The 16589-nt window shown below is 65.2% G+C and carries 13 protein-coding genes and 1 tRNA gene; 3 read left to right on the top strand and 11 right to left on the bottom strand.

The features are described 5' to 3' along the window. Nucleotides 1-119: 119 nt before the first annotated feature. The 7 genes from DIE11_RS02015 to DIE11_RS01980 all read right to left on the bottom strand — a co-directional run bounded on the left by DIE11_RS02015 (nt 120) and on the right by DIE11_RS01980 (nt 8829). Entirely contained in the window at nt 120-1670 is a 1551-nt protein-coding gene (locus DIE11_RS02015) for a phospholipase D family protein (protein WP_124621175.1), read from the bottom strand. A gap of 312 nt (nt 1671-1982) precedes the next feature. Beyond that, nucleotides 1983-2061: transfer RNA gene (locus tag DIE11_RS02005), tRNA-Ile, on the bottom strand. 138 nt (nt 2062-2199) lie between these two features. Continuing rightward, entirely contained in the window at nt 2200-4617 is a 2418-nt protein-coding gene (gene rpoD / locus DIE11_RS02000) for an RNA polymerase sigma factor RpoD (protein WP_082728921.1), read from the bottom strand. Nucleotides 4618-4705: 88 nt separating this feature from the next. Further along, nucleotides 4706-6577: a DNA primase gene (gene dnaG / locus DIE11_RS01995; protein WP_124621173.1), complete on the bottom strand. Its 1872-nt coding sequence runs from the start codon at nt 6575-6577 to the stop codon at nt 4706-4708. 72 nt (nt 6578-6649) lie between these two features. Further along, nucleotides 6650-7096 carry a GatB/YqeY domain-containing protein gene (locus DIE11_RS01990; protein WP_059524656.1) on the bottom strand — a complete coding sequence of 149 codons (447 nt, stop codon included), beginning with the start codon at nt 7094-7096 and terminating at the stop codon, nt 6650-6652. A gap of 185 nt (nt 7097-7281) precedes the next feature. Next, nucleotides 7282-7494, bottom strand: coding sequence for a 30S ribosomal protein S21 (rpsU, locus tag DIE11_RS01985; RefSeq protein WP_006479415.1), 213 nt, complete (start codon nt 7492-7494; stop codon nt 7282-7284). A 105-nt stretch (nt 7495-7599) separates the two neighbouring features. After that, nucleotides 7600-8829, bottom strand: a complete 1230-nt coding sequence (locus tag DIE11_RS01980; protein WP_260437062.1) for an NAD(P)/FAD-dependent oxidoreductase — start codon at nt 8827-8829, stop codon at nt 7600-7602. A 122-nt stretch (nt 8830-8951) separates the two neighbouring features. Between DIE11_RS01980 and tsaD the strand changes: the two genes are divergently transcribed. Next, nucleotides 8952-9992, top strand: a complete 1041-nt coding sequence (tsaD, locus tag DIE11_RS01975) for a tRNA (adenosine(37)-N6)-threonylcarbamoyltransferase complex transferase subunit TsaD (protein WP_059503574.1) — start codon at nt 8952-8954, stop codon at nt 9990-9992. Nucleotides 9993-10074: 82 nt separating this feature from the next. Here tsaD and folE2 read toward each other — a convergent pair whose 3' ends face one another. The 4 genes from folE2 to DIE11_RS01955 form a co-directional block, all read right to left on the bottom strand. Next, nucleotides 10075-10884 carry a GTP cyclohydrolase FolE2 gene (folE2, locus tag DIE11_RS01970; RefSeq protein ID WP_059601731.1) on the bottom strand — a complete coding sequence of 270 codons (810 nt, stop codon included), beginning with the start codon at nt 10882-10884 and terminating at the stop codon, nt 10075-10077. A gap of 154 nt (nt 10885-11038) precedes the next feature. Next, nucleotides 11039-12943 (bottom strand): 1-deoxy-D-xylulose-5-phosphate synthase, encoded by a 1905-nt coding sequence (dxs, locus tag DIE11_RS01965; RefSeq protein WP_059601729.1) that lies wholly within the window; start codon nt 12941-12943, stop codon nt 11039-11041. An 80-nt stretch (nt 12944-13023) separates the two neighbouring features. Further along, a complete protein-coding gene (locus DIE11_RS01960) occupies nt 13024-13908 on the bottom strand; it encodes a polyprenyl synthetase family protein (protein WP_059601727.1) in 885 nt (294 codons plus the stop codon). Beyond that, the gene (locus DIE11_RS01955) at nt 13905-14198 is read right to left on the bottom strand and encodes an exodeoxyribonuclease VII small subunit (protein ID WP_006479428.1); all 294 of its coding nucleotides are present in this window, start codon (nt 14196-14198) and stop codon (nt 13905-13907) included. The genes DIE11_RS01960 and DIE11_RS01955 overlap by 4 nt, the downstream gene beginning before the upstream one ends. A 271-nt stretch (nt 14199-14469) precedes the next feature. On the opposite strand from DIE11_RS01955, the gene DIE11_RS01950 reads away from it, so the two are divergent. Beyond that, a complete protein-coding gene (locus DIE11_RS01950) occupies nt 14470-15576 on the top strand; it encodes an aromatic ring-hydroxylating dioxygenase subunit alpha (RefSeq protein ID WP_124621170.1) in 1107 nt (368 codons plus the stop codon). A gap of 115 nt (nt 15577-15691) precedes the next feature. Continuing rightward, nucleotides 15692-16561, top strand: a complete 870-nt coding sequence (locus tag DIE11_RS01945) for a sulfurtransferase (RefSeq protein ID WP_124621168.1) — start codon at nt 15692-15694, stop codon at nt 16559-16561. The last annotated feature ends 28 nt before the right edge of the window (nt 16562-16589 follow it).

Raw genomic sequence — 16589 nt, 5'->3', positions numbered from 1 at the left:
TTTCCGGGTGCGGGTCGTTTTGCGCGCCCGGAGCCGCATCAGCGCCAGTGCGCGCACGGCCTCCGGATCGACGCTGCGCGTCGGCACACGCCGCCCGCGGTCGTCGCGGGCAAGCGAAATCACAGCTGCGATTCGATCGGAAACAAGCCCAGAAACCATACTTCCATGCGCCGCGCCGCCGATACTTCCGGTTCGTGATCGAGTTCGGTCACTTTCCCGTCCGCGTCAGTCTGAATCCACTTGAGCCGCCCCTTCCCGGCCGGGTCGGTCCTCGATTCGACTCGCCACGCGATTTGATCGAGCCGCGGCTCCAGGTCCGCCGCGACTTCCGACGCAATCGCCGCGCTCTCGCAGTAAACGCCGATCTCGGTATTGAGATTCAGCGAACGCGGATCGAGATTCATCGAACCGATGAAGATGCTCTTGCGATCGAACACATAGGTCTTCGCATGCAGCGAAGCACGCGACGAGCCGATGATGACCTGCTTCGAAATGCTCTTGTCGCCGGACGGCCGCCGTTCGTAAAGCCTCACGCCGGCTTCCAGCAGCGCACGCCGATAGCGCCGGTAGCCGGCATGCACGGCCGCGACGTCGGTCGATGCGAGCGAGTTGGTCAGGATCGTCACGCGCACGCCGCGTGCCGTGAGCGCGTGCAGGCGTTCGACCATGTCCTTGCCCGGCACGAAGTACGGCGACACGATCAGCAGCTCCTGCTCGGGCCGCAACGCGAGTGCGCGCAGTTGCGGCATGAGGTGTCCGTCGCTGTCCTTCGGCGAGCGTGCGATCTTCGCCGGATCGTCGTACAGGACCGTCGCCTGGCCCCAGGACAGCTCGGTGCCCTGCCCGTGCACGATCTGGTCGAGCCTGTGTCGCGCCTCGAGCACGTACGGATTGTCCTCCATCGCGCGCAGGTAATCGCGCAACCGTTCGCGCTCCCGGTCGAGGCCGCCCGGCGCCGCGTCGTGCCCGACCAGCGCATCGATCGGATACGCATACGGTGAATTCCAGAACGTATCGAATTCGGTCGAGATGTCGTTCACGACGGGGCCGTGCACGACCACATCGAGATCGCCGAACTCCAGCATCGACGACGCGCCGAAATATTCGTCTCCGATATTGCGGCCGCCGACGATCGCCGCCTGGTTGTCCGCGATCATCGCCTTGTTGTGCATGCGCCGGTTGACGCGGGAGAATTCGAGCACCGTGCCGACCTTCTTGAAGTGGCGTGTGGCGACTGGATTGAAGAGCCGGATCTCGATGTTCGGATGCGAACTGATCTCGAGCAGCTTTTGGTCGTCCGCATTCGTCCCGAGATCGTCGAGCAGCGCGCGCACGCGAACCCCGCGATCGGCCGCACGGATGATCGCATCCGCGAGCTCGTGCCCGGTCAGGTCGTCGTGCCAGATGTAGTACTGAAGGTCCAGTGAGCGGTCCGCGCGATCGGCGAGCAGCACGCGCGCATCGAGTGCATCGACGGGATCGCGCAGCAGATGAAACGCGTCCTGCCCCGGATGGGCGGCGGCCTGCTGACGGAATGCGACGCCGAGGCGCGTGGTTTCCGTATCGGTAAATGCGTGCGTTGGCGCGCGACCGGCCTGCGGCGGCAGGCTGGCGCATGCGGCAAGCATCAGCAACGACAGAATCGCACTCCACGAACGCAACGTGATCATGATGGCCGCCCCCACTGTCGGGCGAAGTCTGTTTGTGTTTGTTCTGGCTGCCGAACGGAACGCGGCGCTGCCCTGCGGTTCGCGCACTCGACGATTCTCGATCGTGCGCGCCGACCGCGCTACAGCATACTTCGATGATATCGGGACGGCACGCTCCGCGCGTTTTCCCGGTGGCGGCGATGCGACACGCGACGCCGGCGTGAACGCATTCAACACGCTCGACACATTCAGGCAGCGCGCAAAAGAAAAACCCGCGAAGCCTTGCGGCGTCGCGGGTTTCGAGACTTCCTTGGATAGCCTTGGAAGGGAATCTGGTGGGCCCCCCGGGAGTCGAACCCGGCACCAACGAATTATGAGTTCGCTGCTCTAACCAAGCATGAGCTAGGGGCCCAGACAAGAAGCAACGTGTGCTACACGCCGCTCCGGCAACCAAGCCGGGCCGGCATTGTAACAACAAAGACGCTAAAGAGGACAAACGCCACCGGCATCACGCGGATACCGGCGGCGTTCGCAAGTAAGACGCTGGAAATCAGTTCCCTTCGAGGAACGACTTCAGCTTGTCGGAACGGCTCGGGTGACGCAGCTTGCGCAGCGCCTTTGCCTCGATCTGACGGATCCGCTCGCGGGTGACGTCGAACTGCTTGCCGACTTCCTCGAGCGTGTGATCGGTGCTCATCTCGATACCGAAGCGCATCCGCAGCACCTTCGCCTCGCGCGGCGTCAGCGAATCGAGCACGTCCTTCACGACGTCGCGCATGCTTGCATGCAGCGCGGCATCCGCCGGCGCGACCGTGTTGTTGTCCTCGATGAAGTCGCCGAGATGGGAATCGTCGTCGTCACCGATCGGCGTTTCCATCGAGATCGGCTCCTTCGCGATCTTCATGATCTTGCGGATCTTGTCTTCCGGCATCTCCATCTTCTCGGCGAGCGTTGCCGGATCCGGCTCGAGACCGGTTTCCTGCAGGATCTGCCGCGAGATGCGGTTCATCTTGTTGATCGTTTCGATCATGTGAACCGGAATACGGATCGTGCGCGCCTGGTCCGCGATCGAACGCGTGATGGCCTGGCGAATCCACCACGTCGCATAGGTCGAGAACTTGTAGCCGCGACGGTATTCGAACTTGTCCACCGCCTTCATCAGGCCGATGTTGCCTTCCTGGATCAGGTCGAGGAACTGCAGGCCGCGGTTCGTGTACTTCTTCGCGATCGAAATCACGAGACGCAGGTTCGCCTCGGTCATTTCACGCTTCGCCTGACGTGCCTTCAGTTCGCCGGCCGCCATCTGGCGGTTGGTTTCCTTCAGGTCCTTCAGCGGCAGCACGACGCGCGCCTGCAGGTCGAGCAGACGCTGCTGCTGTTCGCGGATCGCCGGGATATTGCGCGACAGGACCGCGCTGTACGAATGACCTTCGGCCGCGATCTTCTCGGCCCAGTCGAGATCCGTCTCGCTGCCGGGGAAGCGCGCGATGAATTCCGAACGCGGCATGCCGCACTTGTCGACGACGATGTGCAGAATCTGGCGCTCGACCTGACGGACTTCGTCCACTTGCGCACGCAGCGTGTCGCACAGACGCTCGACGGTACGCGCGGTGAAGCGGATCGTCATCAGTTCGGTCTGGATCGTTTCCTGCGCCTTCAGGTAGGACTTCGACTTGTAGCCTTCCTTTTCGAACGCGCGGCGCATCTTGTCGAACCACTCGCTGATCTGCGAGAACTTGTCGAGCGATGCGCGCTTGAGGGCTTCGAGCTGGGCGGCGTTGGCGGTTGCCTGGGCGGCACCGTCATCATCCTCCTCTTCCTCTTCTTCCTCTTCCTCTTCGGCTTCCTCGTCCTCGTTCTCGATCGCTTCGGCTTCCTTCGCCGAGAAACCGTCCGTATCGGCGGAGTCCGAAGCATTCGGATCGAGCAGGCCGTCGACGAGTTCGTCGACGCGGATCTCTTCGTTCGCGACGCGCTCGGCCATCGCGAGGATGTCGGCGATCGTCGTCGGGCACGCGGAAATCGCCATCACCATGTGGCGCAGGCCGTCCTCGATCCGCTTCGCGATCTCGATTTCGCCTTCGCGCGTGAGCAGCTCGACCGTGCCCATCTCGCGCATGTACATCCGGACCGGATCGGTCGTGCGACCGAATTCCGAATCGACGGTGGACAGCGCGACTTCCGCTTCTTCCTCGACTTCATCGTCCGACGACGCGGCCGGCGCGTTGTCGTTCAGGAGCAGCGTTTCCGCGTCCGGCGCCTGCTCGTAAACCGCCACGCCCATGTCGTTGAACGTGCCGATGATGCCTTCGAGGGCTTCGGTCTCGGTGAAGTTGTCCGGCAGGTGGTCGTTGATTTCGGCATACGTGAGGAAGCCACGCTCCTTGCCGAGCTTGATCAGCGCGCGCAGCTTCACGCGGCGCTCTTCGAGCTCCTCGGCCGTGCCGGGCGTGCTCGTCGCGAACGCTTCCTTCAGCAGCGCCTTTTCCTTGGCGCGACGATCGCGCACCTTGGATTTGCCCGGGGCAGCCGCGGCTGCGGGCTGCTCGTCGCTCTGATTTGCGTCGTCATCGACGGATACTTCGTTCAGCTTTTTGGTCATGGAGTTCGCCGTACCGGCTATATCGACTCGCGGCTGCTGGACGACAGCCGGTTGAACCGTGGGTGCATGAGTAGTACGTACTGCCGTTTCGTCCGCGGCGGCAGTCGTGTCCCTTGCGCTTTTCGCACTTGCCCGCTTCGCCGCCGGCTTGGCCGGCCCGGAGTCGGGTCTGGCGGCAGCCCGTGTTCTGGCTGCCGGCGCCGGCGCAGCCTGAGCAGTGCCGGCCGCGGTTTTCTTTCCTGCCGGGGCTGACGTGGCTGAAGACACTGTCCTGGTGGAAGAAGCAGACTTGGCCGCTGTGACCTTCGTGGTCGGCTCCGTCGAGCCCTTGCCTGTTGCTTTCTTTCCGCCTGTCGTCTTTGCCATCGCGAATCTCGCCTCTGCTTAGAAAACAAACCGCTGGAAACCTTATATTATAGCACGCTGGGGCGCCCTCTCTTGGCGCCCCGGCCGCCTACAGCCCGAGCCGACGCTTCATGTCGGTTCGCTGCTGGTTCAATTCCGTCAATTCCGCCAGTTCCTCGGGTGTGAAGGTGGACTGCCGCGCAAGCCGATCGAGCCGGTCGCAGCAGGCGTCATAGCGCATCTTGAGCACCGCGGCCTGCAGTTCCTCCCCCGCGATCCGTTCCTGTTCACGCTGCCGCTCGGGCACCGTCTCGTCTTCCGGATTCTGTAACAGCAAATCGCGGACGTTTTCATCATAGTCCAGAATTTCGCGGAAGATTTCCTCGTAAGTCGCGCCGTTCGAGGACGTCCGCAGGACATCCGACAGCAGCCGGAACTCCGCGCCGTCGCCCAGCGCACGCGCATGCTCGACGACTTCGGCGAACAGCTCGCCGATCCGAGGCAGCGCGCGCAGGGTCGCAAGCTGTTCGTCGTCGAGCTGCGACGCAATCCGCGGATGCATCACGAGCGTACGCAACGCGCGCTTTTCGCTGTCCGTCACACGCCGCCGCTCGCTGCGCGCGGGCGCCTGGCGCGCCGGCGCCGCGATGCGCGCATCGACATCCGACAGCGCCGCGACTTCCTCGAACGGGATATCGAGCCGGTCGGCGAACATGTGCATGATCTGCGCGCGCAACGCGTTCGCCGGCAGCGCCTGCAGCAGCGGCTTCGCGTCGAACAGCGCCTTCGCTCGACCTTCCGGCTGGTCGAGCGCCTTGCCGGCAATTGCTTCGTTCAACAGAAATTGTGACAGCGGCATCGCGCGCTCGACCTGCTCGGAAAACGCGTCCGCGCCGAATTCGCGTACGTAGCTGTCCGGATCGTGCTCGGACGGCAGGAAAAGGAATCGGATCGTCCGGTTGTCCGCCGCATGCGGCAGACACGCCTCGAGCGCGCGGCGCGCCGCACGCCGGCCGGCCGAGTCGCCGTCGAAGCTGAAAATGACCGTGTCGGTCTGACGCAGCAACTTCTGCACGTGGATCGGCGTGCACGCCGTGCCGAGCGTCGCGACCGCGTTCGGGAAGCCGAGCTGCGCGAGCGCGACGACGTCCATGTAGCCTTCGACGACCAGCACGTACTTGCGCTCGCGGATCGCAAGGCGCGCCTCGAACAGCCCGTACAGCTCGCTGCCCTTGTTGAACAGTGGCGTTTCGGGCGAATTCAGGTACTTCGGCTCACCGCTGCCGAGCACGCGGCCGCCGAACCCGATCACCTGCCCCTTCACGTTGCGGATCGGGAACATGATCCGCTCGCGGAACCGGTCGTAGCGTCGCGCGACGCCCTGTGCATCGGTTTTCTCGCTGACGATCACGAGCCCCGATTCGACGAGCGAGTCGTCGCGGTAGTCCGGGAACGCGGTTTCGAGGTTCTGCCAGCCGTCCGGCGCATAGCCGAGCCCGAAGCGCGCGGCAATCTCGCCGGTCAGGCCCCGGTTCTTCAGATACTGGATCGCAACGGTCGCGCCGCGCAATTGCTTGCGGTAGTAGTCGCACGCGGCGGACATCACGTCGGACAGCGCGGTCGCGACCGATTTCGACACGGGCGCCGGATAGTCACCGCCACCCGCACCGCCTCCGCCGCGCATGGACGGCTCGTGCGGCACGGTCAGTCCGACCGATTGCGCGAGCTCCTGCACGGCTTCCGGGAACGTGAGTCCCGCATGCTCCATCAGGAAACCGATCGCCGTGCCGTGCGCGCCGCAGCCGAAGCAGTGATAGAACTGCTTGGTCGGGCTGACAGTAAACGACGGGCTCTTCTCGTTATGGAACGGGCACAACCCCATGAAGTTGGCGCCGCCCTTCTTGAGCTGCACATACCGGCCCACCACGTCGACGATATCGACGCGGTTCAGCAAATCCTGCAGGAACGAATGCGGAATCACCGTGGGATCGAGCGAAAAAAAGACAATACGACGCCCCGGCGCACGCGCATGCGGCGCGCCGGGAAGCGGGTTTTACTTCGACAGCGCGGCCTTGACCTGCGCGGAAACTGCCGTCATGTCGGCCCGGCCGGCAAGCTTGCCCTTCAGCACGCCCATCACCTTGCCCATGTCCTGCGGGCCGGCCGCGCCCGTTGCCGCGACCGCGGCCTGGACTTCGGCAGCCACTTCGGCGTCCGACAGCTGCGCGGGCATGTAGGCGCCCAGCACGGTCAGCTCGGCCTGCTCCTTCGCGACGAGATCGTCGCGGCCTGCGGCTTCGAACTGGCTGATCGAGTCCTTGCGCTGCTTGATCATCTTGTCGATCACGGCGGTGATGCCCGCGTCGTCGAGGGTCACCCGATCATCGACCTCGCGCTGCTTGATCGCGGCCATCAGCAGGCGAATCGTCGCCAGACGCTCGCTTTCCTTCGCGCGCATCGCGGCCTTCATGTCTTCGCTGATCTGCTCTTTCAAACTCATCTTGCACCCGGGATGGAAACGTGACTTCAACGCCCGCGAACGGGCGTCAACACAAAAACCCGCTTGGGACTAAGTCTCAAGCGGGTTGCTCGAATCCGGCATCGGCGACTCGCAGCCCCAGATCGAGGCCGATCGTGCGGAGGTCGCCGGTGCGCCGCTCAGTGAATCGCGCGGCGCTCAATCGTTCAGTACAGCTTCTTCGGCAGCGTCTGGCTGCGGATCCGCTTGTAATGACGCTTCACTGCGGCAGCCTTCTTGCGCTTGCGCTCGGCGGTCGGCTTCTCGTAAAACTCCCGCGCACGAAGCTCGGTCAGCAGACCATTCTTCTCGATCGTGCGCTTGAAGCGGCGCATGGCGACTTCGAACGGCTCGTTTTCTTTAACGCGAATGATCGTCATGATCCGACACGAATAAAGGTTTGCAGGGAAGATTTGCAAGTATAGCAGAGCGCCACGCAAAGACATAAGGGCCGGCCCCCGTCAACGGGGGCCCACGCAGCCGTGTCAGGCGCCCCGCGCAAACTCCGCCGCCGCCTGCCCGGCCGCCGTGCCGGATGCCCACGCCCACTGGAAGTTGTAGCCGCCGAGCCAGCCCGTCACGTCCACCGCCTCGCCGATGAAGAACAGCCCCGGCACCCGCGCGCTCATCATCGTCGCCGACGACAGTTCGCGCGTATCGACGCCGCCCTTCGTCACCTCGGCCTTCTTGTAGCCCTCGGTGCCGTTCGGCGTCAGCGTCCAGCCAGACAGCGCATCGCCGATCTGACGCAGCATCTTGTCGGGCAGGTCCGCGAGCCGCGCGTCCGCCGCGACGCGATGCGTGTCGAGCCAGACGTGAGCGAGGCGCGACGGCACCCAGTCCGCGAGCAGCGAGCCGATCTGGCGCTTCGACGTGCGCTTCGCGTCGAGCAGGTCGGCCACCACGTCGCGCTGCGGCAGCAGGTCGATGCGGATCGGGTCGCCGGATTGCCAGTAGCTGGAAATCTGCAGGATGCCGGGGCCCGACAAGCCCCGATGGGTCAGCAGCAGATCCTCGACGAATTCGCCGCCGTGCTTCTTGTCGCCGGTCGACACGCGCACTTCGAGCGACACGCCGGACAGCGCCGCGAACGGCTCCCAGTCCCGCTGCGCAAAGGTCAGCGGCACGAGCGCGGGCCGCGTATCGACGAGCTTGTGGCCGAACTGCTTCGCGAGCCGGTAGCCGAAGTCGGTCGCGCCGATCTTCGGGATCGACAGTCCGCCGGTGGCGACGATCAGCGCGCGTGCGCGGATCGGCCCCGCCTGCTGCGTGTCGAGCGTGAAGCCGTCGGCCGGCGCGTGGCGCACCGCGTCGACGGCCACCGGCCGGCGCCAGGCAATCCCGCCCGCATCGCATTCGTGCTTCAGCATGTCGATGATCGCGTCGCTGCCGTGATCGCAAAAGAGCTGCCCCTTGTGCTTTTCGTGCCAGGTGACGTGATGGCGCTTGAGCAGCCCGAGGAAGTCGCGCGGCGTGTAGCGCGCAAGCGCCGAGCGCGCGAAATGCGGATTCGACGACAGATAATTGTCGGGGCCCGCATGGAGATTCGTGAAGTTGCAGCGGCCGCCGCCCGAGATGCGGATTTTCTCGGCGAGCCGCGGCGCGTGGTCGATCAGCACCACGCGGCGGCCGAGTTGCCCGGCGACTGCGGCGCTCATCATCCCGGCGGCGCCCGCGCCGATCACGGCGATATCGTAAGTTTCCATGGCGCGGATTGTACCTGCCTGGCCGCGCACCCGGGCCGCGCCCCAGCGGCGGCAGGCCCTCGCCTGCTATAATTTGCGGTTACGTTTACCTTCGTGCGGCGCGCTCGACGCAGCTCGCACCGCCTCTACCCATGCTCGTTCTCGGCATCGAAAGCTCCTGCGACGAAACCGGCCTCGCGCTCTACGACACGCAGCGCGGCCTGCTCGCGCATGCGCTTCATTCGCAGATCGCGATGCACCGCGAATACGGCGGCGTCGTGCCCGAGCTCGCATCGCGCGACCACATCCGCCGCGCGCTGCCGCTGCTCGAGGAAGTCATGGCGCAAAGCGGCACGCGCCGCGAGGACATCGACGCGATCGCATTCACTCAAGGCCCCGGTCTGGCCGGCGCGCTGCTGGTCGGCGCGAGCATCGCGAATGCGCTCGCGCTGGCATGGAACAAGCCGACCGTCGGCATCCATCACCTCGAAGGCCACCTGCTGTCCCCGCTGCTCGTCGACGAACCGCCGCCGTTCCCGTTCATCGCGCTGCTGGTGTCGGGCGGCCACACGCAGCTGATGCGCGTGACCGATGTCGGCGTGTACGAGACGCTCGGCGAGACGCTCGACGACGCGGCCGGCGAAGCATTCGACAAGACGGCGAAGCTGATCGGCCTCGGCTACCCGGGCGGCCCGGAAGTGTCGAAACTCGCGGAAACGGGCACGCCGGGCGCCGTCGTGCTGCCGCGCCCGATGCTCCATTCGGGCGATCTCGACTTCAGCTTCAGCGGCCTGAAGACGGCCGTGCTCACGCAGATGAAGAAGTTCGAGGCGGCAAAACTCGAAGGCGAAGCGCTCGAACGCGCGAAGGCCGATCTCGCGCGCGGCTTCGTCGACGCGGCCGTCGACGTGCTCGTCGCGAAGTCGCTCGCCGCACTCAAGAAGACGAAGCTCAAGCGCCTCGTCGTCGCGGGCGGCGTCGGCGCGAACCGCCAGTTGCGGGCCGCGCTGTCGGCCGCCGCGGCCAAGCGCGGCTTCGACGTGCACTATCCGGATCTCGCGCTCTGCACCGACAACGGCGCGATGATCGCACTCGCCGGCGCATTGCGGCTCGGCCGCTGGCCCGAGCAGGCGAACGCCGACTACGCGTTCACGGTGAAACCGCGCTGGGATCTCGCGTCGCTCGCACGCTGATTCGCACGACGCACCGGACATCACCAGCCAAAACACAAAGGCCGCTCGATCGAGCGGCCTTTTCCGTTGCAGCGGCACAACGTCACGCAGCGTGCCGCTTGTCGCGCTCGATCAGCGCATACGCGCTGTGATTGTGGATCGATTCGAAGTTCTCGGCTTCGAGCACGTAGGCGACGACGCGGTCGTCCGCATCGAGACGCTGCGCGACGTCGCGCACCAGATCCTCGACGAACTTCGGATTTTCGTACGCACGCTCCGTGACGAACTTCTCGTCCGGACGCTTCAGCAAGCCCCACAGCTCACATGACGCTTCTTCTTCCGCGATGCGGATCAGCGCCTCGACCGGCAGGTCGGCCGCAAGCTCGGCGTCGATCGTCACGTGCGAGCGCTGGTTGTGCGCACCGTACTGCGAGATCTTCTTCGAGCACGGGCACAGGCTCGTCACCGGCACGAGCACCTTCAGGAACAGGCGCGCTTCGCCGTTGCGGCTTTCGCCCGCGAGCGTCACTTCATAGTCGAGCAGGCTCTGCACGCCCGACACCGGTGCCGTCTTGTTCACGAAGTACGGGAACGTGACCTCGATCCGGCCGGCCTCGGCTTCCAGCTTCTCGAGCATCGACGCGAGCATCGCACGGAAGCGCTCGACCGTCAGCGGCGCACGATTCTCCTCGAGCAGCGCGACGAAGCGCGACATGTGCGTGCCCTTCTGATCGGCAGGCAGGCGCACGTCGAGATTCCAGACGCCGACGGTCGGCTGCACGTCGCCGCTCTCGGTGCACACCGTCAACGGATGCCGGACCGCCTTCACGCCCACGCGCTGAATCGGAATCTGGCGGGTATCCACCGTGCTCTGCACGTCGGGCATCACGAAGGCGGGATTCATCTGGTTCATCTTTTTCAATCCTTGTAAGCCGCGCGTCCGACGACGCGCACGCCGCGTCATGCGGCAGCCGGAAAAGCAACATGGGCCCGCAGGCCCATGTTTTCCGCATCAATGTAGACCGGTTGCGCCAGTCGCACCGACGCCGCCCGCAGGCGGCGCCAGCTTATGCGACGCGCTTCGCCTGACCGGCGACATCGGCCGCCGCGTTGAGGAAGCGTTCGCGAATCGATTTCGCGATGCCCGCGCCGTCGAGGCCGCATTGCGACAACAGCTTTGCGTGGTCGCCGTGATCGACGAACTGGTCAGGGAGGCCCAATTGTAGTACGGGTCGGATAACCCCACTCTCCATCAGGGCTTCCACGCAGGCCGAGCCCGCGCCGCCCATCACACAACCTTCCTCGACCGTGACAAGGTAGTCGTGCGTCTCGGCGAGTTCGCGCACGAGCGCGGCATCGACCGGCTTCACGAAGCGCATGTTCGCGACCGTTGCATCGAGCTCCTCGCCTGCCACAAGCGACGGCGCAACCATCGTGCCGAACGCGAGGATCGCGACGCGCTTGCCTTCCGGCTGCGACGTGCGGCGACGCACTTCACCCTTGCCGAGCGGAATTTCGGTGAATTCCTTCACCGTCGCCACGCCCGTGCCCGCGCCGCGCGGATAACGCACCGCGGTCGGGTTCGGCTGCTGAAGCGCCGTGTGCAGCATCTGGCGGCACTCGTTCTCGTCGGACGCGGCCATGATCGTCATGTTCGGAATGCAGCGCATGAAGGCGAGATCGTACGCGCCCGCGTGCGTCGCACCGTCCGCGCCGACGAGGCCCGCGCGGTCGATCGCGAATACGACCGGCAGGTTCTGCAGCGCGACGTCGTGGATCAGCTGGTCGTACGCACGCTGCAGGAACGTCGAGTAGATCGCGACAACGGGCTTCAGCCCTTCGGTCGCGAGGCCGCCCGCAAACGTCACCGCGTGCTGCTCGGCGATGCCGACGTCGTAGTAGCGATCCTTGAAGCGCTTCTCGAACTCGACCATGCCCGAGCCTTCGCGCATCGCGGGCGTGATGCCGACGACGCGCGAATCGCGCTCGGCTTCATCGCACAGCCACTCGCCGAACACCTGCGTGTATGTCTTCTTCGCGGGCGTGGCCGACGGCTTGATGCCTTCTGCCGGGTTGAACTTGCCGGGGCCGTGGTAGAGCACGGGATCGGCTTCGGCGAGCTTGTAGCCCTGGCCTTTCTTCGTCACCACGTGCAGGAATTGCGGGCCGCGCAGTTCGCGGATGTTCTGCAGCGTCGGGATCAGCGAATCGAGATCGTGACCGTCGATCGGGCCGATGTAGTTGAAGCCGAACTCTTCGAACAGCGTGGCCGGCACGACCATGCCCTTCGCGTGCTCCTCGAGCTTGCGCGCGAGTTCGAGCACCGGCGGCGCGACGCTCAGCACGCGCTCGACGCCCGCACGCGCGGCCGCGTAGAAGCGGCCCGACATCAGGCGTGCGAGATGGCGGTTCAGCGCGCCGACAGGCGGCGAAATCGACATGTCGTTGTCGTTGAGGATCACGAGCAGCTTCGCATCCTCCGACACGCCCGCGTTGTTCATCGCCTCGAACGCCATGCCAGCCGTCATCGCGCCGTCGCCGATCACCGCGATCGAGAAGCGGTCGTCGCCGTTCAGCTGGCTGCCGATCGCCATCCCGAGCGCCGCCGAGATCGACGTGCTCGAATGCGCGGTGCCGAACGTGTCGTATTCGGACTCGCTGCGGCGCGGGAAACCCGAGATGCCCCCGTACTGGCGCAGCGAATGCATCTGGTCGCGGCGGCCCGTCAGGATCTTGTGCGGGTAGGTCTGGTGACCCACGTCCCAGACGATCCGGTCGTTCGGCGTGTTGAACACGTAGTGCAACGCGATCGTCAGCTCGACCGTCCCGAGGTTGGACGACAGATGGCCGCCCGTCTTCGACACGCTGTCGAGCACGAACGCGCGCAGTTCATCCGCGAGCGGTTGGAGTTGGCGACGATCGAGGCGGCGCAGATCCGCCGGGTCGTCGATGGTTTTCAGCAAGTCGTACATCGTCGTTCCATTGTAGGAAATCAAACGCGCCCGCATTCTATTGCACGCACCGTAGCGTGTGCGCAGCGGCGGGCTTCGCGTCAGCTGACCCGGTTCACCACCAGGTCGGCAAGTTCGGCGAGACGCTGTGCGCGTGCGCCGAACGGTTTCAGCGCATCGTGCGCTTCGGCGCGCAGCTGGGCCGCGAGCTCACGCGACGCGTCGAGGCCGAGGATCGATACGTAGGTCGGCTTGTCGTTCGCCGCATCCTTGCCTGCCGTCTTGCCGAGCGTCGCCGAATCGGTCGTGACGTCGAGAATGTCGTCGACGACCTGGAAGGCCAGACCCACGGCGCCCGCGTAAACGTCGAGCGCGGCCATCGCTTCCGCCGACGGCGTGTCGCCGGCCAGCGCGCCCATCCGCACGGCGGCACGCAGCAGCGCGCCCGTCTTCATCCGGTGCATCGTCTCGAGCTGTTCGCGCGTCAGCTTGAGGCCGACGCTCGCCAGGTCGATCGCTTGCCCGCCGGCCATGCCGATCGAGCCGCTCGCCAGCGCCAGCTCGCGCACGAGCGCAGCCTGCTGCACCGGAGTCAGTGCCACGGCGTCGGTCAGCGCGACGAATGCCTGCGACTGCAGCGCATCGCCGACCAGCAGCGCCGTCGGCTCGTCATACTGCACGTGCACGGTCGGCTTGCCGCGTCGCAGCGCGTCGTCGTCCATGCACGGCATGTCGTCGTGCACGAGCGAGTAAACGTGGATCATCTCCAGCGCCGCCGCCGCTGCGTTGCGCGCCGCTTCGGTCGCGCCGGTCAGTTCGCCTGCTGCATGGCACAGCAGCGGGCGAACGCGTTTGCCGCCGCCGAGGACCGCGTAACGCATCGCTTCGTGAAGCTGCGTGGGCACCACATTATCAGCCGGCAAATAGTGGCCGAGTGCGTCCTCGACACGGTCGAGCACGGACCGCATCCATTGTTCGAATGTCATAGATCGTCGTCTTCGCCGTCCGTGGCGGCCGTGCCGGACGAAAGCGGCTTCAGGGTCGCGCCGTCCAGCACGCGAACCTGCTGCTCCACTTTCTCGAGCTGCTGTTGGCAAAACGCAACGAGGGTCGCACCGCGGCGATACGCCGCCAGTGAATCCTCGAGGCTCAACGCGCCGCCTTCCATCCGTGCAACCAGCGTCTCGAGTTCCGCGAGCGCCATCTCATAATTGTCCGGCAACGGTTCGGTGCCATTGCCGGGCGGCGTGGCGCCTGGGGATGCGGTTTTCGCCATGGACGAGGGTGTCAAATTTCAAAACAAGTCGGACATTCTACGGCAAAAGACAATTCTCCGATCTGCCGACGTGGGCACCCCGGCACATCTTCCGGCCCCATCTTCGACACACGGGGTGCGCACCCCGATTGTCTCCCGACAAAAAATTGACACAAATCAGGCACTTAATCCTAGCCTTGCGAGGCGAACCGGGTATAATTCCCCGTTTCCCTAAATCGATTTTTCGATGGTTGGGTTGTTCACTGCTTTCACGCTAACACCGGGAGTGGGAATGTCCAATCTGAGCGATGCGCTTCAGTTGAAGTCGGCCCACAGCCAGCTTCCAGTCACTGCATATTTCGATGAGGCGCTCCTTGAGCGCGAGATCGAAACCCTCTTCAAGAAAGGACCTCGTTACGTCGGGCACGAATTGATGGTGCCCGAGGCGGGGGATTATTTTGCGCTGCCGTCCGAGAAGGAAGGTCGCGTGCTGGTCCGCAACCCGGCGAACCAGATCGAACTGCTGTCGAACGTGTGCCGTCATCGGCAGGCGATCATGCTGAACGGGCGCGGCCACACGCAGAACATCGTGTGTCCGCTGCACCGCTGGACGTACGATCTGGAAGGCCAGTTGCTCGGCGCGCCGCACTTCCCCGACAAGCCGTGCCTGAACCTCGGCAAGAGCCCGCTGCAGAACTGGCAGGGGCTGCTGTTCGAGGCCGAAGGCCGCAACGTCGCGCGCGATCTCGCGAACCTCGGCACGAAGCATCACTTCGACTTCTCCGAGTATCACTTCGATCACGTCGAAGTGCACGAGTGCGATTACAACTGGAAGACGTTCATCGAGGTCTACCTCGAGGATTATCACGTCGTCCCGTTCCACCCGGGCCTCGGCAGCTTCGTGTCGTGCGACGATCTCAAATGGGAGTTCGGCGACTGGTACAGCGTGCAGACGGTCGGTGTGCACAACGCCCTCGCGAAACCGGGCAGCGCGACCTACCAGAAGTGGCACGAGCAGGTGCTCAAGTTCCGCAACGGCGTGCCGCCGGAGTTCGGCGCGATCTGGATGGTCTACTACCCGGGCCTGATGATCGAGTGGTATCCGCACGTGCTCGTCGTGTCGTGGCTGATTCCGCGCGGGCCGCAGAAGACGACCAACGTCGTCGAGTTCTATTACCCCGAGGAAATCGCGCTGTTCGAACGCGAGTTCGTCGAGGCCGAGCGCGCCGCCTATATGGAAACGGCCATCGAGGACGACGAAATTGCGATGCGGATGGACGCGGGCCGCCGCGCACTGATGGCGCGCGGCGAATCGCAGGTCGGGCCATACCAGAGCCCGATGGAAGACGGCATGCAGCACTTCCACGAGTTTCTGCGCCGCCACCTCGGCGACATCTGACCGCGCGCGGCGCGCCAGCGCCGCATGGCATTCGGCATATCAAAAGACGGGTTTCGGCCCGTCTTTTTTTGTTTAGACTTGGAGTATCAGGCCGTTTGCACTCCAGGGAGCCGTCATGCCACACACCCACTACACCACACTCATCTCCGCAGCCAATCTCGCCGAGCGGCTGGCCGCGGCGCCGGGCAGCGTCGCCGTGTTCGACTGCCGCTTCGACCTCGTCGATCCGGGCGCAGGCGAAGCCGCCTATGCGGCCGGCCATATCCCCGGCGCGCAGTATCTCCATCTCGACCGCGACCTGTCCGGCCGCAAGACCGGCACCAACGGGCGCCATCCGCTGCCGACCCGCGACGCATTCGCGACGCTGATCGCCAGCCGCGGCGTCAAGCAGGGCCAGCAGGTCATCGCCTATGACGCACAAGGCGGCGCCTATGCGGCGCGGCTTTGGTGGCTGCTGCGCTGGCTCGGGCACGATTCCGTCGCGCTGCTCGACGGCGGCCTGCAGGCATGGGAAGCGTCCGGCCAGCCGCTGACCACCGACGTGCCGCATCCGGCCGCCGGCGACTTCCGCGCGACGACCCCGCTCGAATCGACGGTCGACGCGGCAGCCGTGCTCGCGAACGTGACGTCGGCCACGCGCGTCGTGATCGATGCGCGCGCACCGGATCGCTATCGCGGCGAAAACGAAACGATCGATCGTGTCGGCGGCCACATTCCCGGCGCACGCAACCGGTTCTTCAAGGACAACCTGGCCGCCGACGGTCGCTTCAAGACCGGCCATGAGCTGCGCGAGACATTCACCACGCTGCTGGCCGGCACCGAACCGAACAGCGTGATCCTGCAATGCGGGTCCGGCGTGACCGCATGCCACAACGCGCTCGCGCTCGAAATCGCGGGGCTGCATGGCGCGTCGCTGTATCCGGGCTCGTGGAGCGAATGGAGCGCCGATCCGTCGCGTCCGATCGCGACCGGCCCGAACCCGTAAGCACCTGCGCGGCGCGACGACAAGGCGG

It is taken from the genome of Burkholderia sp. Bp9012, assembly GCF_003853825.1.
GTDB classification, from domain to species: Bacteria; Pseudomonadota; Gammaproteobacteria; order Burkholderiales; family Burkholderiaceae; genus Burkholderia; species Burkholderia diffusa.
Note: the sequence above shows the minus strand (reverse complement) of the source record. Positions and strands in the feature narration are given on the sequence as shown.